Annotated in this window: 16 protein-coding genes and 1 pseudogene; 9 read left to right on the forward strand and 8 right to left on the reverse strand. The window is 51.5% G+C overall.

Annotated features, from left to right (window positions below; translation table 11 throughout):
• Window positions 1-7 precede the first annotated feature (7 nt).
• Together F384_RS27825 and fos are read left to right on the forward strand one after the other, a co-directional pair.
• Window positions 8-3,028: an autotransporter outer membrane beta-barrel domain-containing protein gene (locus tag F384_RS27825; protein ID WP_052746880.1), complete on the forward strand. Its 3,021-nt coding sequence runs from the start codon at window positions 8-10 to the stop codon at window positions 3,026-3,028.
• Window positions 3,029-3,234: 206 nt separating this feature from the next.
• Window positions 3,235-3,636 (forward strand): fosfomycin resistance glutathione transferase, encoded by a 402-nt coding sequence (gene fos / locus F384_RS04735; RefSeq protein WP_046478795.1) that lies wholly within the window; start codon window positions 3,235-3,237, stop codon window positions 3,634-3,636.
• Window positions 3,637-3,683: 47 nt separating this feature from the next.
• Here fos and F384_RS04740 read toward each other — a convergent pair whose 3' ends face one another.
• The 4 genes from F384_RS04740 to F384_RS04755 all read right to left on the reverse strand — a co-directional run bounded on the left by F384_RS04740 (window position 3,684) and on the right by F384_RS04755 (window position 8,817).
• Window positions 3,684-5,033: a GntP family permease gene (locus F384_RS04740; RefSeq protein WP_046478797.1), complete on the reverse strand. Its 1,350-nt coding sequence runs from the start codon at window positions 5,031-5,033 to the stop codon at window positions 3,684-3,686.
• A 107-nt stretch (window positions 5,034-5,140) separates the two neighbouring features.
• On the reverse strand, window positions 5,141-7,108 hold the full coding sequence (gene yjhG / locus F384_RS04745) for a xylonate dehydratase YjhG (RefSeq protein ID WP_046478799.1): 1,968 nt from the start codon (window positions 7,106-7,108) through the stop codon (window positions 5,141-5,143).
• Window positions 7,109-7,118: 10 nt separating this feature from the next.
• Window positions 7,119-8,024 (reverse strand): dihydrodipicolinate synthase family protein, encoded by a 906-nt coding sequence (locus F384_RS04750; RefSeq protein WP_155403975.1) that lies wholly within the window; start codon window positions 8,022-8,024, stop codon window positions 7,119-7,121.
• A 4-nt stretch (window positions 8,025-8,028) separates the two neighbouring features.
• Window positions 8,029-8,817: an IclR family transcriptional regulator gene (locus tag F384_RS04755; RefSeq protein WP_046478802.1), complete on the reverse strand. Its 789-nt coding sequence runs from the start codon at window positions 8,815-8,817 to the stop codon at window positions 8,029-8,031.
• A 237-nt stretch (window positions 8,818-9,054) separates the two neighbouring features.
• Here F384_RS04755 and F384_RS04760 point away from each other — a divergent pair, with 237 nt between their 5' ends.
• From F384_RS04760 to F384_RS04790, 7 genes and pseudogenes are all read left to right on the forward strand, one after another.
• A complete protein-coding gene (locus tag F384_RS04760) occupies window positions 9,055-9,846 on the forward strand; it encodes a PhzF family phenazine biosynthesis protein (RefSeq protein WP_046478804.1) in 792 nt (263 codons plus the stop codon).
• An 84-nt stretch (window positions 9,847-9,930) separates the two neighbouring features.
• Window positions 9,931-10,323 (forward strand): VOC family protein, encoded by a 393-nt coding sequence (locus F384_RS04765; RefSeq protein ID WP_046478805.1) that lies wholly within the window; start codon window positions 9,931-9,933, stop codon window positions 10,321-10,323.
• A 358-nt stretch (window positions 10,324-10,681) separates the two neighbouring features.
• Window positions 10,682-10,939: a YjhX family toxin gene (locus tag F384_RS04770; protein ID WP_006174186.1), complete on the forward strand. Its 258-nt coding sequence runs from the start codon at window positions 10,682-10,684 to the stop codon at window positions 10,937-10,939.
• Window positions 10,940-10,949: 10 nt separating this feature from the next.
• Window positions 10,950-11,497 (forward strand): annotated as a pseudogene (locus tag F384_RS04775) (GNAT family N-acetyltransferase).
• A 55-nt stretch (window positions 11,498-11,552) separates the two neighbouring features.
• Window positions 11,553-12,299, forward strand: coding sequence for an SAM-dependent methyltransferase (locus F384_RS04780; RefSeq protein ID WP_046478811.1), 747 nt, complete (start codon window positions 11,553-11,555; stop codon window positions 12,297-12,299).
• 552 nt (window positions 12,300-12,851) lie between these two features.
• Window positions 12,852-13,412, forward strand: a complete 561-nt coding sequence (locus F384_RS04785; protein WP_046478813.1) for a hypothetical protein — start codon at window positions 12,852-12,854, stop codon at window positions 13,410-13,412.
• Window positions 13,413-14,012: 600 nt separating this feature from the next.
• On the forward strand, window positions 14,013-14,873 hold the full coding sequence (locus tag F384_RS04790) for an AraC family transcriptional regulator (RefSeq protein WP_046478814.1): 861 nt from the start codon (window positions 14,013-14,015) through the stop codon (window positions 14,871-14,873).
• 63 nt (window positions 14,874-14,936) lie between these two features.
• On the opposite strand, the gene F384_RS04795 is transcribed toward F384_RS04790, so the two are convergent.
• The 4 genes from F384_RS04795 to fucO form a co-directional block, all read right to left on the reverse strand.
• Window positions 14,937-16,442 carry a carbohydrate porin gene (locus tag F384_RS04795; RefSeq protein WP_226991626.1) on the reverse strand — a complete coding sequence of 502 codons (1,506 nt, stop codon included), beginning with the start codon at window positions 16,440-16,442 and terminating at the stop codon, window positions 14,937-14,939.
• Window positions 16,443-16,546: 104 nt separating this feature from the next.
• Window positions 16,547-16,879: an L-rhamnose mutarotase gene (locus tag F384_RS04800; protein WP_152754393.1), complete on the reverse strand. Its 333-nt coding sequence runs from the start codon at window positions 16,877-16,879 to the stop codon at window positions 16,547-16,549.
• Between the two features lies 1 nt (window position 16,880).
• Complete coding sequence (locus tag F384_RS04805) at window positions 16,881-17,801, reverse strand: dihydrodipicolinate synthase family protein (RefSeq protein ID WP_046497745.1); 921 nt, start codon at window positions 17,799-17,801, stop codon at window positions 16,881-16,883.
• Window positions 17,802-17,809: 8 nt separating this feature from the next.
• A complete protein-coding gene (gene fucO / locus F384_RS04810; RefSeq protein ID WP_046478816.1) occupies window positions 17,810-18,979 on the reverse strand; it encodes a lactaldehyde reductase in 1,170 nt (389 codons plus the stop codon).
• Window positions 18,980-19,027 lie beyond the last annotated feature (48 nt).

Raw genomic sequence — 19,027 nt, forward strand, 5'->3', positions numbered from 1 at the left:
TTCGTTAATGTTTATGACAACAAGGATCACAGCACTCTCGGTTGCGATTGCGTTATCTCTGGGAAGCGCGCATGCAACAGAAAACAGAATCACTGAAGCCACAAAATTGCTCACGGGTTTCAGCCAACTGAATAACACTCCCGCCGGTCAAACGGTCCTTCGAGAAAACCTCGAGACATCAATAGCCATTAATAATCGCGCCACCGACGCTGAACGTGCCCGAGCGGTATCGGATAACACCATTGCCGCACTGGTCGGTTCCATGACAAACGGCATGTTGATTGCCGATGCGTTGGGCACAAGAATGAGCGCTATTTTCAATGCGCATAACAGTCTGAATGCACAAACGTACAGTGCCACGGTTTTCTCTGACCATTTTGGCGAGTTGCTGTCGCAGGTTAACGCGTTGATTCAGGCGGATTCCAGCTTTGCCAAAAACTTTTATGCTAACGGCAGCGCAAACGGAAATCCGTTGATGCCGGCAACGGGTATTCAGTTGCCTGATGGCGGTGTCTATAACGTTTATGACCTGGCCTATCAACCGTCGGAAGAGGACCGTAATACGGTCGGTAATTCCCGCCCCGTGCAGGTTGCGCTTGACCGAATCGAAACCTTCAGCGCACCCGATTACTTTGGCGTTGATACCGATACCGCCGTGGCGATAATCCCGACGCTGAAAGGCAATGCGGCATTTCCCAGCGGCCATTCTGCGTTCGGTTTTGCCAGCACCTTGTTGATGGCTGAGATGGTGCCAGAACGGTTTCAGGAGTTCATCCTGCGCGGGTCTGAGTACGGTAACAGTCGTATTATCCTCGGCGCGCACTATGCGCTGGACGTGATTGGCGCGCGTATTATGACCACTTATGCGGTTGCGCAAATCCTCAACAATAATCCTGATTATCTGCAGCAGAACATTCAGTCTATGCTGGGCGCGCCAGTGACGACCTCCGGCGATTTTCAGTCTCTGATGCAAAGCGCCAGCACGGATTTACGCAATCTGCTGGAACAGGGATGTGGCAGCAGCATTGCAGAATGTGTGGCTGCAGAGAGAGCGTCTCAGTTACAGCAGAAAAGGCAGAATAAAGCCGACTATCTGTTTCGCATGACCTATGGTTTGTCACCTACGGGGGCGACAGACCTCGCTCCCGTTGTGCCTGAAGGGGCCGAGGTCCTGATCGCCTCCCGCTTCCCTTATCTGAGCGCTGAGCAGCGCAGAGATGTCCTTGCCACAACGGAGATTGAGTCGGGACATGCGCTGGATAATGGCTCCGGCTGGGCGCGTATCAACCTTTATGCGGCTGCGGACGGTTATGGTGCGTTTAACGGGGATGTTTCCGTGACAATGGATGCCGCGCAGGGGGGCGTCAGCGCCTACGATTCCTGGGACAATGATATCGGTGGGCAGGGGACATTCGTGAAGAAGGGAACCGGCACCCTCGAACTGACGGGAAACAACAGTTTCTCCGGCACCACAACGGTTGCCGGAGGTCAGTTGATCGTCAATGGCGATCATCGTCATTCATCGGTGACGGTAGAAACGGGCGCCCTGCTGAGCGGTTCCGGTAAGACCGGGGCACTCACTGTGAAATCCGGTGGCGCCGTTGCGCCTGGCAATTCTGTCGGTACATTAGACGTGGCGGGCGATGTGAACTTCCAGCCGGATGCACAGTATGCAGTGGAAATTACTGCAGACGGGCGCAGTGACCTGATACAAAGCGCAGGCACCGCCACCCTTGATGGCGGTGATGTCACGGTTTCACCGGAAGGGCGAGGAAACCTGCTCACCCAGCGTGAAGTGCACAGTCTCCAGGGAAAACAGTTCACTATTCTGACGGCTGAACAGGGCGTTCATGGGCAATTTAACCGCGTACAGCCTGGATGGTTATTCCTTGGCACCACGCTCAATTATCAACCTGACCGGGTGCTTCTGAATGTGGGGCGCAACGGTACGACATTCGCCGATATTGCCCTGACAGACAATCAGCGGGCCGTCGCGATGGCGGCGGACAGACTGTCTGCTGGCAATCCGGTGTATGAAAGTATTTTGCTTAGTACGTCGGAAGACGAAGCCAGACAGGCTTATCGTCAACTGGCGGGGCAAATCCATGCAGATATGGCGTCCGCACTGCTCAATGACAGCCGCTATCTTCGCGAGTCGATGAACGAACGTTTACGTCAGCGTGAGGGCATCAGTCGTTCAACGGATATCCAGGCGAACGAGGGTGGGGCGTGGGTACAGCTGCTGGGCGGATGGGGACGCGCTTCCGGTGACGATAACGCAACGGGCTGGCAATCTTCGACCCGGGGTGTGTTGCTGGGCGTCGATTCTGCTCTGGTGAATGATATTCAGCTTGGCGGCGTAGTCGGTTACACCCGTACTACGGTTGATGGCGGGGATCATGCCAGTGGGACGAGCGATAACACCCACCTGGGGATTTATGCGAGCAAACAGGAAGGCAGTCTGTCCTTGCGACTCGGCGGCGGCTACACGTGGCACAGTATCGACACCGAGCGTGGTGTCAGTTATAGCGCGCAGTCGGATTACCTGCGTGCCGGATATCATGCCCGTACCGCACAACTGTTTGCTGAGACGGGATACCGTATCAGGACGGAAGTCGTGAACCTCGAGCCCTTTGCGAATCTGGCGTATACCCATTTTCAGCGCGACAGCCTTCGTGAGAAAGGGGGTGCAGCCGCGCTTCATGGTGAAAAACAAAGCACGAATGCCACCATTTCAACGTTAGGGTTGCGTACAGATGTCCAAATTGACGCAGTTAAATTACAGGGAGAACTGGGCTGGCAGCATCAGTATGGCGAACGTAATCGCGATGCCAGACTGATGTTTAGTGACCCTAATGCCGCATTTGTGGTTAACAGTGTTCCGGTATCGCGCGACGGCGCGATTGTAAAAGCCGGTGCTGAGGTCAGTCTGGGCAAACAGGCGACGCTGGCGGTGAGTTACGGTGGTCTGCTTTCTGATAATCATCAGGATCACCGCGTTAATGCCAACCTTTCCTGGCAATTTTAACGGTTTCTGTGACGTTATTTTCTCCCCCCTTTCGAGGGGGGAGAAAACGCGCATTTAACATGGTCTTTTGTTTTGCCTTGCAAACCAGACGGATTCCGGCGCATATACCCCCTTGATTTTTCATGCTTTCAAGTCACTTACGCTGCATGATTCAGTACGCTTATGCTAGTTTTGATAATCCTGCATCCTGTTAAAGAGACTCAAGCATGCTGAATGGGCTGAATCACCTCACCCTCGCCGTCAGTGATGTTTCAAGAAGTTTTGATTTTTATGTCAACACACTTGGGTTTACACCTAAGGCCAAATGGGCCCACGGCGCTTACCTGGGTCTGGGCAATTTGTGGCTGTGTCTTTCGGCGGATACCGTTGTCAGTAAGGACGATTACACCCACTACGCGTTCAGTATTCAAGACGACGATTTCGATGTGTTTGTTGATAACCTCAGAGCGTTGGGGGTCACAGAGTGGAAAATCAATAAGAGCGAAGGACGGTCTTTCTACTTTCTGGATCCCGATGGGCATAAGCTGGAAATCCATGACGGCGATTTAACCAGCCGCCTTAATGCGTGTATGCAACATCCTTATGAAGGAATGGCGTTTTTCTCATAAAGGGGTGGCCAGTGAACCGCCAACACGATCCACTGGCGAAGGCACAATTATATAATCATGCTGGCGAGCAGAATAAATATCAGCCCACAGATGGATAACAGCGTTGACATCAGTGTCCAGGACAACAATGTCTCTTTGGTGGTCAGGCCGAAGAAGTCTTTAATCATCCAGAAACTGGCGTCGTTAACGTGGGAACAGATACAGGATCCCGCCCCGGTTGCCAGCGTGATCAACGCCAGGTTGGTATTGGGATGTACTGCCAGCAGCGGGATGACCAGCCCGGCGGTAGAGATTGCCGCCACGGTGGCGGACCCCAGACAAATACGCAGGAACGCGGCAACGCCCCACGCCATCAGGATGGGATTAATATCCATGCCTGAGACCAGGGTGGAAATGTACTGACCTACGCCAGAATCGATGAGTACCTGCTTGAATGCGCCGCCACCGCCGATAATCAGCAGCAGTCCGGCAATACCCGCAATGGCTTTCCCGCAGGAATCCATCAGTTCAGGGATCGTCTTTCCGCGGCCCAGACCCATGGTATAAATCGCGAACAGCAGTGAAATCAGCATCGCAATGGTCGAGTTACCCAGGAACAGCAGAATGTTGTAGAACAAGCCTGAATCCGCGGCGCTTTTGGCATGAGTCATCTGGATGATGGTGACGACCGCCATCAGGATAACCGGCAGCATTGCGGTGAGGAAACTGATCCCAAAGCCAGGCATTTCGCTTTCGCTAAACCGACGGGTCGCGCCAAGGGAGGCAATATTTCCTTCTTTTTTAAACGCGTCCGGAATAATGCGCTGGCAGAATTTATTCAACACCGGGCCGCAAAGAATAAAGGTCGGGATGCCGACAATAATGCCGTATATCAGAACCAGCCCTACATCCGCGCCATATTCACGGGCGATAACGGTCGGGCCGGGGTGTGGCGGTAAAAAACCGTGTGCAACCAGCAAACCGGAGAGCATGGGGACACACATAAACATCGGCGATATTTTCGCTTCACGGGCAATAGCGAATAAAATAGGGACCAGAAGAATTAATCCGACTTCGAAAAAAAGGGCAATGCCGACAATAAAGGCTGAGCAGACCACCGCCCAGTCAAGTTTACTTTTGCCGAAATAATTCAGCATGGTCAGGGCGATTCGCTGCGCCCCTCCCGCGTCGGCCAGCAAACGACCAAGCATGACACCGAAGCCAAATATCAAACCAATATGGCCCAGCGTCCCGCCAAGTCCGGATTCGACCGAGGTGACGACTTTACTCAAATCCATACCACTGGCAATGGCGACAGCAATCGAAACAATAATTAGTGAAACAAACGTATTGAGCTTAATTTTTATGGTTAAAAGCAGGAGCAGAGCAATCCCTGCCACAACGATAATTAGTGGCATAACGTCCTCTCATCATAGGGTAGCGACCCGTCATTATCCGACTGCGCACAGGATGAATAATGCGTAGCCGGATAATTCAGGGGTCTGAATGTTTTTATTTTTTGCTTTCAGTTCTTATTCATATAATCGCGCAAGGCCGCGCCGATTTTATTTACATCATAAATACAGCCCGTCCATGTCCCGCCGCTTACCGCCTGGAGCATCGCCCAAAGTCGGGTATCATCTGGCAGTTCAGGATCAGGAAGTAAATCCTGATGGCTGGGTCTGGCGTTTAATAGTGCGGTAGCCTCCTCTCGTGAGGGTAATGTTTCATCGTTACGGGTTCCGAGGAAATTGACTTCGCCCTGAAGCTCGCGGCAGTCAATTTTAATTTCAATAATATCCCCGGTGCGTAATTTACCGATCGGCCCTCCGGCCAGTGCTTCCGGTCCGGCATGGCCGATGCACGCGCCAGTGGAAACGCCCGAGAAGCGCGCATCGGTGAGCAGTGAAACATGCTTGCCGTAGGACAGATGTTTCAGGGCGCTGGTGACCTGGTAGGTTTCCTCCATCCCGGTGCCGGAAGGGCCAACGCCGATGATGACCAGAATATCGCCCGCTTTAATCTTGTCGTGCTTGATATCGTAAATTGCGCTTTTCTCGGACAGATAAACCTTCGCCACGCCTTTATGGTAATAGATGCCCTGATCGTCAATCACTGAAGGGTCGATGGCGGTGGATTTGATAACCGACCCTTCCGGGGCAATATTGCCCACAGGGAAGGTGATCGTTGAGGTCAGGCCGCGCGCCTGTGCCCGCTGCGGTGACATGATCACCTCGTCGGCGTCGATCTGCTCCTGGTCGCGCAGAAGCTGTTTGAACCGTTGCCGCCGTTCGGAGTGTTCCCACCAGTCCAGGTTCTCTTTCAGCGTGCTGCCGGTGACGGTCATCACGTCTTCATGCAGCAATCCCAGACTGCGAAGATGCAGCATCACTTCCGGCACACCTCCCGCCATGAAGGCATTCACCGTCGGGTGATAAACCGGGCCATTGGGGAGTACGCTCACCAGTCGGGGTACCCGCTTGTTGATGCGGATCCAGTCGTCAACGGTCGGGATATGGCAGCCGGCCTGATGGGCAATCGCCGGAATGTGCAACAGCAGGTTTGTCGAGCCACCGAACGCGGCATGGACCGTCATCGCATTCTCAATCGCTTTATCGGTGAGTATTTCCCGTGTGGTAATGCCTTGTTTACATAAGTTCAATGCCGCTCTCGCGGAGGCTCTGGCAATCTCCTGCCACACCGGTTCACCGGAAGGGGCCAGTGCTGAGTGCGGGATGGCCAGCCCTAATCCTTCGGCCACAACCTGCGATGTCCCGGCAGTGCCCAGAAATTGACAGCCGCCGCCGGAGGAGGCGCAGGCCTTACAGCCCGCGCGGCGGGCATCCTGAAGCGATAATTCACCATTGGCGAAGCGTGCGCCGATGGTCTGTACCTTGCCGTTATCTTCCCCATCTCTTGCGGGTAGCGTCGCGCCACCGGGCACCAGCACTGTCGCTTTGTCATGCTGCGCGGCGAGCGCCATCATGGTGGCCGGAAGTCCCTTGTCGCAGGTCGCCACGCCAATGACGGCTTTCGCATCGGGCAGAGAGCGGATAAGACGGCGCATCACCATGGCGGCGTCATTACGGTATGGTAGCGAGTCGAACATGCCCGTCGTACCCTGAGTCCGTCCGTCGCACGGATCGGAAACATACACGGCATAGGGCAAGGCACGGTTCGCTTTGATCACCTCCGCGGCGGCTTTCATCTGGATATCCAGCTCATAGTGACCCTGGTGCAGTGCCAGCGCGACAGGCTTACCGTCTTCGCCGCGTAACCCACCCAGCGTGCTGAGCAGTAAAATGCCGTCCCGATCCAGTTCGTCCGCCGACCAGCCCATTCCGGCATTCATGGTCATCCCGAACAGATCCCCGCTCGGGCGGTTGATGAGCATTTCCGCCGTGAGCGGCAGTTCTCCGTCAGGGCCATCGGCGTGCGTTCTGACGGTGTAGATATCGCGACTTTCATCAGCAAAAATAGAGTGAACAGACATGATCTTCTCCTCAGTCCGATAAAATGCCCTGCGCGACCAGCAGTGCATGGACTTTTTCTTTGGCTTCTTCTGAGACGTCAAGAATCGGCGGCAAGCAATATGTTTCCACCGGCAACCCCACGCACTGCATGCTGTATTTGATCAGTGAGACAAACGGCGTTTCAAGGCCATAAATCGCGGGCAGTTGCAGGAGCTTTTTATTCAGGGTGGCAGCTGTCGCCAGATCGCCCTCGCGCCAGGCGCGATAGATACCGACAGAGAGTTCCGGAGCAAAGTTAGCGCTGGCGGATATCGCGCCATCACCGCCTAACAGCAGGGTGTTCAGCAAATGGTCGTCGTAGCCGCAGAAGACCGAAAATGACGGGCGCACAGACTTAACGGTGTTGATCATTGTGCGCAGATGGCCGACGCTGTCGATGGTGTCTTTGATGCCGACGATATTCTCATTTTGCAGCGCCAGACGTTTCACGGTCTCCGGGGTTAAGTCCTGGCCGGTCAGATCCGGAAAGTTATACAGGATCACCGGAAGCGTGACGCTACGGGCGATCTGCTGGTAATAGTCGTCAAGATTTCGTGGCGCAACTTTCCAGTAGTAGGGGTTGATAGCGACCACGCCGTCAGCGCCGCAGACTTGTGCATGTTGCGCCAGTTTGACCGCTTCGTCAGTGGAAGGCGAACCGACGCCAATCAATACCGGGACCCGCCCGTCGACAACAGAGACCGCTTCTTCGGTGAACGCCATTCGCTGGGCGGTATTCATCTGGCTAAATTCTCCACCCGTACCGAGATAAAACAGCCCGTCGACCCCCTTATTAATCAGGAAGTCAGCAACCTGACGCATTGCCGTTTTATCAATGGTTCCGTCACGATGAAACGTGCTGGATACCGGTGGAATAATACCGCTGAATTTTTTCATTACCTCAGTTTCCTTTTCGTAAATACTCATTTTCGTTTCTGTATCCCAGCCCATATGATATTTGCCCGGCGCATTTGCGCAGCAGTTCCAGATAACCGTCGATCTTATTTCCTGAATAAACCACCGGATCGCCCGAAAGCGAGATCGCATAGTTAACCCGGTTATACATATTGAATACCGGCATACTTAAACAGACCGCACCATAGGTTGATTCTTCATTGTCTATGGCCCATCCCCGAAGCCGCGTTTTTTGCAACTCTTCCAGAAATAACTTTTTATCGGTAAATGTATTGCGCGTGTGTGGTGTCAACGTGAGCGCATCTAAAAAATAGTCCAGCTCTTCCCGCGTTTTCCAGGCTAATAACGCCTTACCCAGCGCGGTGATATGTAACTCAAGCTTTTTACCAATCCAGCTTTTGCTCGTTGGCACCGAATTCGGGCTTTCAACCTTGTCGAGATAGAGGGCGGAATAGCTCTCCATCGCCCCCAGGTGGCAGACCAGACCGCTTTTCAGCGACAGCTCCTGCATGGGGCGCTTTGTCACTTCAAAGATATTTTGGCGGTGCAGCGCCTGACAGCCCAATTCATAGTTTTTTATTCCCAGCGAGTAATGGCCGTTTTTGTTTTTAATTAAAAAGCCGCATTCCACCATCACATTCAATAAATTAAGCAGGCTGCTTTTGGGATACTGAAATTCTTTTAATAATTCCATATAACTCGCCACGCCGACCCATGCGATATGGGTTAATATTTTTTCGGCACGGACTAATGAATTACACCCTTTGCGAACCATAATGAAACCCTCTTGCTGGTAGAATAAATAGTATCGGCATTGTTGAGTCGAAAATATACCTTGTTCAACATGCTGAACCGTAATGAGGGGATTAAATGTGATCTTGTACTCAGTTTGAATAGCGGAATTATCGTGCCGCCATTCTCTATATGTGAATGCGTTGGAAATGACAAGACGACAGGCCGTCATGGTATGGTAGAGTGTGTATTGCTCAAGGAACGATTCGAGGTTTTCACTATGCAACAAATTGATTTTTACATGATTGATGCCTTTAGTACGACGACTTTTGGTGGCAATGCCGCAGCGGTATGTCCGCTAACCGACTGGTTGCCTGATGAGACATTATTGAAAATGGCTAAACAGCATAACCAGTCAGAGACGGCCTATTTTGTGCCCAATGAAAACGGCTTCGAGTTGCGCTGGTTTACCACTCAGGGAGAAATAAATCTGTGTGGACATGCCACTCTTGCGGCAGCTCACGTCATCTTTGAGCATCTGGATTATCCGGGCGAGACGCTCAACTTTGCTACCCGGTTTGTTGGCCCTCTGACAGTCACGCGCAGCGGCGAATGGTTGACGCTGGATTTGCCTGCCTGGGAAACCGAACCTGCCACGCCGCCATCCCTGTTGCTGGACGCGTTGGGTATCACGGAATACAAAGAAGTGCGCGTGGCGCGCGACTACATGGTTGTCCTGAATACCCCACAACAGGTCGACGCGCTGCGACCGGATATCAATGCCATGCTTCCCCTGGGAAAAATGGTTTGCGTCACCGCGCCAGGTGAAGGGAAATACGATTTTGTCAGCCGTTTCTTCTGCCCAGGAGAAGCCGTCGCGGAAGACCCTGTTACCGGTTCAGCACACAGTATGCTCATTCCTTACTGGGCTGAAAAACTCAACAAAGCCGAGATGCTGGCGCATCAGGGCGCTGAGCGCGGCGGGGAGTTACGCTGCCAGAGCGTGGGGGATCGTGTTTATATCGGCGGACAGGCAACCACGTATCTGCTGGGTAAGGTGCTGTTACGCTAGACCTTCCTGCACGCGGCCTGACGACGATACTTGCCTGGGGATATAAAGCGGATAATCCCCGAGGCATCACAATGAGGAGGGAGTATGTTTTCATACATCATGCTGGGCACTAACAATCTGCCACGCGCGATCGCTTTCTACGATCCATTAATGGAACAGCTTGGGCACCCGAAGGCTGGCCGGGGCGAAGAGGGCGCATCATGGGGAACGTTCAGTGAAAACCACACCACCGGACTGTGCGTTGGCAAACCCTTTGATGGCCAGGCTGCCAGCGTCGGCAATGGTACGATGGTGGCGCTGAATGCCCGCTCGTTTGAACATATCCAGCAACTTCACGCGCTCGCTCTCAGCCTGGGGGGCACGGATGAAGGCGCACCAGGCCACAGACCGCATTACGGACAAGGTTTTCATAGCGCCTATGTCAGAGATCCTGACGGCAACAAGCTGGCGTTTGTCTATTACGCTAACGCGTTCTGAACGACAGCAGGGGGTATTCCGGGGTGAGTCTGGGCTTTTTCCTCACCCTATCGTTTATAACCACGCAACGCCGTGGATAGCCAGAAGATGAAACCATGACCACAGGCGGGATCGCGATGTCGACATCGATCACATTTTCCCGACCTGCCTATCTCCCTGCTGAAATTACGTGTTAACATTCACGTCGTAAATACCTTTCAACTCAACCCGAGGCTTTGATGCTGGAGAATGTAATCATCTGATAATCAGTTTCCCCGACCTTTTCAGGCCGGACTGATTATCAATGCGCCGAAATTGAATGCGGACACCGCGGTGTGTTTGCACGTTTTGCACATGATGATTAAACAGGTTTTCCAGTATGAATTTATCCCGTCAGGAACAACGTACCTTACACGTTCTCGCCAAAGGTGGACGTATTGCGCACGTCCGCGATACGTCCGGCCGCGTCACCGCCGTTGAATGCTACAGCCGCGAAGGACTGCTGCTCGCCGACTGCACACTCGCCGTCTTCAAAAAACTCAAAACCAAAAAGCTGATCAAATCCGTCAATGGTCAACCCTACCGCATTAACACCACCGGGCTGAATAACGTTCGCGCCCAGCCAGATAACCGCTAAGGAGAGTTCTATGACAACGCACAACTTCACTTTTCATATCACCGATGAACGTGATGCAGGCGACATCCGGGAAGTCGAAACCCGTGCATTTGGCTACGGCAAAGAGGCTGAACTGGTGGCTTCTTTACTGGAGGATGAAAGTGCACGTCCGACGTTATCGTTGCTGGCCAGACATGAAGGTAAAGCCGTCGGGCATATCTTGTTCACCCGGGCGACATTCAAGGGGGAAATGGAATCTCCCCTGATGCATATCCTCGCGCCTCTGGCGGTCATACCGGAATACCAGGGGAGAGGCGTGGGGGGATTGTTGATACGCACCGGCTTAGCGCACTTACGGTTGATGGGATGCCAGCGCGTTTTTGTTCTCGGTCATGCCACTTACTATCCGCGACATGGATTCGAACCTTACGCAGGAGACAACGGCTATCCCGCGCCTTATCCCATCCCGGACGAGCATAAGGCCTGCTGGATGATGCAGTCCCTCTCTGCACAACCCTTTGATCGTGCCGGCGACATCCAGTGTGCGCAGGCCTTAATGAAACCGGAGCACTGGCGTGAATAACAACCAGACTGAACGTTCTCTAATTCGCAACGCAATGAAAGGAATTAACTAATGGATATCCCACGTATTTTTACGATTAGTGAAAGCGAACATCGCATTCATAACCCGTTCACGCCGGAAAAGTACGCCACACTGGGCCGGGTGTTACGCATGAAGCCGGGGGCGCGCATTCTCGATCTCGGCAGTGGTTCAGGTGAGATGCTCTGCACCTGGGCACGCGATCACGGCATTAACGGTACCGGTATCGACATGAGCCCGCTCTTCACCGCGCAGGCAAAACAGCGTGCTGAACAGCTCGGCGTCAGTGAACGCGTGCATTTTATTCATAACGACGCGGCGGGTTACGTCACGGACGAAAAATGCGACGTGGCGGCGTGTGTCGGCGCGACCTGGATTGCCGGTGGCGTTGCCGGAAGTATCGAGCTGCTGGCAAAAAGCATCAGGCCGGGTGGAATGATACTGATCGGTGAACCCTGGTGGCGTCAGGTTCCCGAGACGGAAGAGATTGCCCAGGCTTGTGGCGTCTCGTCCAGGGCTGATTTTCTCACCCTTCCTGCGCTCGTTGGCTCTTTCGACGAACTCGGCTATGACGTGGTGGAAATGGTACTGGCAGACCAGGAGGGTTGGGACCGATACGAAGCGGCGAAATGGCTGACAATGCGTCGTTGGCTAGAAACGAACGCTGAGGATGAGTTTGCCGATGAGGTTCGCGCAGAGTTGACGATAGCGCCCAAACGCCACGTTACGTACGCCCGAGAATACTTCGGTTGGGGCGTGTTTGCGTTAATTGCACGATGAAGTAAGTGATACGGCATAGCCTCCCGGCTATGCCGTTATTTACCTCAGATGAGAACGGTTGCCTTTGAAGAAGTGATGATGATTTTATAAAAGTGAACGGCCGTTTTATTTATTTAAGCAATTAAATGAAATGATGTTGACTTAATGTTTTCATTCATTCCATTTTTTGTTTTGAGATTATTCTTTTACCTAAGAACAATCCTAATTTATATTTTTGAAGATGCATGAAATTTCCGTCTGATTTGTTTATTTTTCTGGGTATAGGATAAATCATCCTATTTATTTGACAGTGTCACGCGCTGTAGATATGAATTTTTTGTTGCGTAATGTTTGCTTTCTGTTGTTCAGTGCGATTTTTGTCAAAAACATAATGAATTGATAATTAAGATTATTTTACCATTGTTGTTAATGGCGTGATCTTGTTTTGTAACGTGAAAAGAAATAGTGATAGCTATTTCCTATCATGATGTATTGGATTGAACAGTTATATCTTTTGGCAGTTTTATTTAAGATAAGTGTATATTTGAAAATAGCGATACAAGGAGGGATAACGTGGTTGTTGATGATGAACTTTCTCCACTTATCGCTCTTGCGCTGAGTGAAATAAAGAATAGAGCAGCGAGACCGTCAGACAGGAAACCATTCTACTTTCTTCCTGCTATGTGGGTACAAACACGATGTTGTTGTGCATTGATTTCTGAATATACCGTAGTGAGCATTTCCGAAAAACACGATAATTTATTCCTGAAACAGCATATCAATTATTGTGATCCTATCCCGCGGATCATTGAAAAACTCAGAGATGCGCAGGATAACAGTGGCGAACAGAAGTGTGAATTTTGCCAGTTTATGACGAAGATGGAGCGGGCTGACAAACACACGCTCAATGCGATTGTCTGTCTGGAGACGTATGCTGACGCTTCGCAATATCTGGGGCTGAGCCAAAAGTCGATATACTCAAGATTGTACAGCATTCTTGAACGTATTGGTGTTAACGATCGGCGGCTATTTTTACGCTGGTATAAGTATATGCTGATTCATTCGACAACATTTCGGCCTCGTGGTCTGAATATTATCTTTTCTGCTGCTGAAGACGTCCTGGCTCAGAACTGAATGAGGCCATCGCTAAAGCCGTAAGTCACAGGAAAGGGGATCCGTAAGGATCCCCTTTTTGCGGGTAATGTCATTTCAGCCGTAAGGCGCAGTCTTGCCGATAGCGGAGAATAAATTCATCTTGTGAGCCACAATGGCTTTCATCCATTCTGTATCCCGTTTTGGCTGCCTTCCTGTCGGATATAAACCCTATGAACCACGGATAGCAGGACAGAACCGTCCTGATACGCCGGTGTTTGCCAGAAAGTTCTTAAGCGAAAAGAAGACGATAAAAGCGTGGCAGAGTATGCGTGCGATAGTCGAATAATGTTCTCTTTGTTAATTTAGCTTGTACAGTTATTTACAAAAAGGGGATAAATATAAATGTTACCTAAATCAAATTAATGATTTTATCCGCTCTGCTTTTTACGATGGCGGATTGTTGGCATGTCATGTCCCCTTTTTAAGGGAGAAAGTTCCGGAGTGACGATATAATATTATCGTTACTTAATCTTGTGAACTGAGTCAAAGAATTAAATCAACCCCTGTCATGATTTCCACTTGTCATCCCATGATGGATTAATTAATCTAAAATGTATCCATTCTTTCGGAGTATGGCATATGAGTTCACTGTCGCAGCGAACGCAGGTCATTGAAAACTGGTATCGGGAATCAGAAGATTTTTCTACGCTGGTCAATTATCGGGTATTGCGCGCCGGTCATATATTAACAGGAGCGAATTTCCATATCCAACGCCAGTCTGTCGTGGGGCATGAACTTATTTTCTGTCTCAAGGGGAAGGGCGTTATTTGCCTGGAGAATAAAAAATACGACGTGAAAGAAGGGAGTCTGGTCTGGCTTCCTGTCAGGTTTCCACATGAACACTTTCCGGACAGCGCCGATCCCTGGGAAATATTGTGGCTAAGAATTGACGGTTCGAAGATGGACAATATTATGAATTTTCTTAATGTTCTTCATCAACCGGTGTTTGAGTTTGAATCACCGGCTGAAATAACCGACATTTACCATCAACTATTTAGTCTGATGAAAAGCCATACTCTGGTCGCGGATGCCCATTGCGACCTGTTGTGTTCGAAATTAATTTACACGCTTCTTGAAAGTCGCAGTCATGAAAATGAAAGTTCACCGGTGATCACCCATCGCGGATTAGGTCGGCTGATTTATCAAATTCACAGTCACTATAACGATGAATGGGATATTGATAAATTTATGCTCTATTGCCAGGTGAGTAAATCACAGCTTTTTCGACTCTTTCAGGAGACGTTTAATCAAAGTCCACTGCGTTGGTTGAAAAACTACCGCTTGTCTCAGGCGCGTCGCCTGTTAGTTGAAACGGATGCCACCATAGGCAGCATCGCAAGCCAGGTGGGGTATCACGATCAACTGCATTTTTCCCGCGAGTTCCATCGGGCGGTCGGCGTTTCGCCAAGTGAATTCCGGCGACGGGAAAAACCACTGTAAGTGGCGTTCAGTCCTTATCAGGAAAGCGAACGGTTTTACCGTGATAAAACCGTTCGCCCGCGATCAGAAGAAGGTTTCCATCTGAACGCCGAATGTCCACTCGCCGCCCGAGGTGAAACCTTTCTGACCAAAGGTGTCATTAGGGCTGTATTTATCCAGATCGTTATCCCAGTTCATCCACGTGGCGAAAACGCGTAACTCAGGGCGCGTAAAGAAGGGCGAAATATCGTCAGGTCGGAACGTTGGCGCAAAGGTCAGTTTGTAAAAATTCCCCTTCACCTTCTGATATTGCTGATAGCCATTAGGATCGAGATCCATATATTGCCAGGTCGCCTCATACCCTAACGCGAAGTTTTGCGTGATGTTCTGCATCAGTCGTCCGTTCAGGGTGACCCAGCGATAATCATCACCTTTCACGTAACGATCGGCACTCTGCTGAGCGAGCAGTGAAGGGGCAAAATCCCAGCCAGGCGAAAGATTGACGATGCCGTAACTGGCTAAACGTAACGTTTTCGCATCGGACAGTAACGCCGGGTCGGTGCCTATATTCTTCACTTCCGCGCCAAGACCTTGTCCCCAGGAGAGCACACTGCGCGTTTCACCTTTTGTCAGGCCATAAAAGCTGTCGCCCTGATACCCTAACAGCGCGGTATAACCTTTGTTTGCCGCGTTGAAGACTTTATATCCGCTTAAGGTTTCACGTTCTTCATTGTCCTTTGCCTGCATCCCGCTGATGAATAATTGCACCGGGCCAAAATAGTTGTTGGCGGTCAGGACATAGTTTTGGACGTCATTGTTGACGACGTCCACATCGCCAAAACTACGGCCAATGAAGGAGAAGTTACTGCGAATGTTATCGGTCCAGCGGATGTCATAGATACCGCCCCCGGTGCCGTTGAGCGCGACGAATTTAGAGTCCAGCCAGGGAATTTCGAAGTTGTCACGATCCACACGCTTACCAGCCCATAGCGTCGTATCCTTAAAGGGGCCAGTAAAACTCGGAAGCGAAGCGATTTCAGCAAAGGCCTGGCTGACGTTCAGCGTGCTGGAATCCGCCGTCCAGTCGTTATAGCTTTTCTGCTGATCGGCAATCATCGTCATAAATCGGGTCGTGGCGCCGTTTTCCAGTCGTTTTTTCTTCTCCAGATACACTTCAACATACGTATCCGGTTCATTACCCAGACGGCCAATTGCCCCGCCGGTTTGTCCTGCCGGGGTCATAAATGGTCCCCCCTGGGTGTGACGGGCATTATGGTTGGTCATCATGCCGGAACGCGCATAACCGTGCAGCTCAAAATAGTCATCTTCATCGGGCGTTATTTTTTCAATTCGCTGGGTGCGGGCTTCCAGGCCTTCCACCGATTTTTTCGCCTGCTGTGATTCTTGTTCTGTCTGTTTTAATTGACTGACCAGTTGGGCATTTTGTTTTTCGGCCAGCGCGGCCCGGCTTTCTGCTTTTTGCAGACGTAATTCCAGTTGCGACAACCGTTCTTCAATATTTAAATTTTGCGAAGAAGATGCATAAGGGATGGCAAAAAGATTCACTAAGCCGAGGCCGATACATGTCATAGAGGTAATTTTCATATTATTCTCGGATGTTTCTATCATTATTAAAAGACAGGGGATTCTGCGCTTTCAAAAAAGCGCAGAGAATTAATATTATTATTTTTGTATTAATCGAGGTGGTATATTTCTTCCATTTCTACCCATAGCGTGCCTTCAGGTTCCCCTTCAAGCGGCATCTGGCAGGGCGACGTTTCCTGCCACCATTCCTGTGTTTTCAGGTGCGCGGCCATTTTCTGCTGGTCGGCTTCATAATCATCACCGGTATATTCCAGATAACTAAACAGCAGACCATTTTTGTAATAAATGGAAAAGTTGCGCAGATTACATTCTTTTATCATGGCATTGACTTCAGGCCAGGGATTCGCATGGAGTTCCTTATAATACGCCAGTTTTTCTGGCCGGACTTTCACCACGCAACCAAATCGACGAATATTGTTCATGTTAATTACCCTCCTTATTAATCACACCCGCGCGTTGAAGGATGTTTTCAATTTCTGTTTTCATTTCTGCGGTCAGTGGCGACGCAGGGGGCAATGAATGGACAGAAATATCCAGGCCAGTAAGCTGTAATGCATATTTCACCGCATTATAAAACGGCAGATCCAACCCGTAGAGAGGAGGGATCCAGGACAGCGACTGTTGCAATTCTACGGCTCGGGAATAGTCCTGCTTATGCCAGGCATCGCGGATCCCACAGGTGAGTTGTGGTGCAAAATTGGCGCTGGCGGGAATACAGCCATCTCCTCCCAGAATTAATGTGCCAAGAAGGTACTCATCGTAACCGGCAAAGACAGCAAAATCGGGGCGCACGGGTTTTACCGCGTGCAGCGTTTCCCTGATATGGGAAAGTGTATCGACCGTGTCTTTCAACCCCACAATGTTCGGGCAGTCGATGGCAAGGGTTTTGATAATCTGTACCGGAATGGATTGCCCGGTCAGCGCGGGGAAATTATACAGGATTACCGGAAGCGACAGCGCCTTCGCCACCCGTTTAAAATGTTGAAGCAGGTTACTTTCACTGAGCGGGTTGTACCAGGGGTTCACGACGACCACGCCATCCGCGCCGAGGCGTTGCGCATGAAGACCGGCGTCAATGGTCTCCTGTGTGCCGCAACTGGCAATGCCAATCAGCACGGGCTTTCGACCTGCAACCTGGCGCATACAAAATGCGGCGACATCCTGGCGCATCTCGCGGGACATATGGGCAAACTCTCCGGCGCTACCCAGGAAAAAAAGCCCGTCCACGGGGGAATTGATCAGGTGCTCAATAAGGATAGCCTGCGCCGTTTCGTTGAATTCACCCTCAGCGGTGAAGAGTGTCGGAACCGGCGGGATCACCCCGCTGAACAGCGGTTGGGTCATCTGCTGTGTCATTGTCTGTTCACTCCGTTGAAAGCCTGCTGATAGAGTGTAGCGATGTCATCCTCCGTGGCCGGGCGTGGGTTTCCTCCGGTACAGACATCGTTAAAGGCGGCCAGTGCCAGTTGCGGAATGTCGTCCTGATTCATGCCAATCTCACGCAGTGATGCGGGAATCCCGACATCGTGATTGAGCTGATAGACCGCATCGACAGCCGCCTGTCGGACTTCTTCCAGCGGCAGCGTGGCGGCGTCGGGAATGGCCATTGCCTGGGCGATGTCGCGGTATTTTTCTCCGGTGCAGGGCGCATTCCATGCCATTACCTGAGGTAACAGGATGGCATTAGCGACACCGTGTGGGGTGTTGTAAAACGCGCCCAGCGGATGTGCCATGCCATGGACGAGGCCGAGACCCACATTGGAAAACCCCATCCCGGCGATGTACTGCGCAAGCGCCATTTTTTCCATCGCGTCAGCATCGCCAGCCACTGCGTTGCGCAGCGATCTGGCGATCATTTCAATGGCTTTGAGATGGAGCGCATCCGGTAATTCCCAGGCGCCACGCGTAATATAACCTTCGATAGCATGCGTAAGAGCATCAATGCCGGTGGCGGCTTTTAGCGAACCTGGCATCGCATCCATGAGATCCGCATCCACAAGCGCGACCTGCGGAATGTCATGTGGGTCGATACAGACAAACTTCCGCTGCTGCGCTTCGTCGGTAATCACATAGTTAATGGTAACTTCTGCTGCGGTCCCTGCCGTGGTAGGAAGGGCAATGATCGGCACGCAGGGACGGGTCGTTTCAGCGAACCCTTCCAGGCTGCGAACATCGGCAAACTCAGGATTATTAATGATGATCCCAATCGCCTTACAGGTATCCTGAGGCGATCCGCCGCCGACCGCGATAAGGACATCAGCGCCGCTGGCGCGAAATGTTTCCACGCCTTCCTGCACCACGGTAATACCGGGATTCGGTACCACGCGGTCGAATAATGTCCAGGCAAAACCCGCCTCATCAAGTTGGGTGGTAATTTTCCCGACAATACCGCATTTGACCAGGCCGCTGTCGGTGACGATGAGTGCTCTGGTAAAACCCCGTCGGGTGAGTTCATTAATTAACTGGCCGCGGCAACCTCGCCCAAACCAGGCGGTTTCATTTAATATCATGCGTTGTGTCATTATAGCGTCCCTCTTGTTGCGGGCAGGCGAGGGCCTACCCACCCGTTG

Source organism: Citrobacter amalonaticus Y19 (assembly GCF_000981805.1).
Taxonomy (GTDB): domain Bacteria; phylum Pseudomonadota; class Gammaproteobacteria; order Enterobacterales; family Enterobacteriaceae; genus Citrobacter_A; species Citrobacter_A amalonaticus_C.

What these genes read in the sequence shown, in the direction of transcription:
- F384_RS04750 (WP_155403975.1), bottom strand. Translation starts at nt 8,024, where the DNA reads ATGAAAAAATTCAGCGGTATTATTCCACCGGTATCCAGCACGTTTCAT.
- F384_RS04805 (WP_046497745.1), bottom strand. Translation starts at nt 17,801, where the DNA reads ATGACCCAACCGCTGTTCAGCGGGGTGATCCCGCCGGTTCCGACACTC.
- F384_RS04780 (WP_046478811.1), top strand. Translation starts at nt 11,553, where the DNA reads ATGGATATCCCACGTATTTTTACGATTAGTGAAAGCGAACATCGCATT.
- F384_RS04740 (WP_046478797.1), bottom strand. Translation starts at nt 5,033, where the DNA reads ATGCCACTAATTATCGTTGTGGCAGGGATTGCTCTGCTCCTGCTTTTA.
- F384_RS04765 (WP_046478805.1), top strand. Translation starts at nt 9,931, where the DNA reads ATGTTTTCATACATCATGCTGGGCACTAACAATCTGCCACGCGCGATC.
- F384_RS04760 (WP_046478804.1), top strand. Translation starts at nt 9,055, where the DNA reads ATGCAACAAATTGATTTTTACATGATTGATGCCTTTAGTACGACGACT.
- F384_RS27825 (WP_052746880.1), top strand. Translation starts at nt 8, where the DNA reads ATGTTTATGACAACAAGGATCACAGCACTCTCGGTTGCGATTGCGTTA.
- F384_RS04800 (WP_152754393.1), bottom strand. Translation starts at nt 16,879, where the DNA reads ATGAACAATATTCGTCGATTTGGTTGCGTGGTGAAAGTCCGGCCAGAA.
- F384_RS04795 (WP_226991626.1), bottom strand. Translation starts at nt 16,442, where the DNA reads ATGACATGTATCGGCCTCGGCTTAGTGAATCTTTTTGCCATCCCTTAT.
- F384_RS04770 (WP_006174186.1), top strand. Translation starts at nt 10,682, where the DNA reads ATGAATTTATCCCGTCAGGAACAACGTACCTTACACGTTCTCGCCAAA.
- F384_RS04755 (WP_046478802.1), bottom strand. Translation starts at nt 8,817, where the DNA reads ATGGTTCGCAAAGGGTGTAATTCATTAGTCCGTGCCGAAAAAATATTA.
- fos (WP_046478795.1), top strand. Translation starts at nt 3,235, where the DNA reads ATGCTGAATGGGCTGAATCACCTCACCCTCGCCGTCAGTGATGTTTCA.
- yjhG (WP_046478799.1), bottom strand. Translation starts at nt 7,108, where the DNA reads ATGTCTGTTCACTCTATTTTTGCTGATGAAAGTCGCGATATCTACACC.
- fucO (WP_046478816.1), bottom strand. Translation starts at nt 18,979, where the DNA reads ATGACACAACGCATGATATTAAATGAAACCGCCTGGTTTGGGCGAGGT.
- F384_RS04790 (WP_046478814.1), top strand. Translation starts at nt 14,013, where the DNA reads ATGAGTTCACTGTCGCAGCGAACGCAGGTCATTGAAAACTGGTATCGG.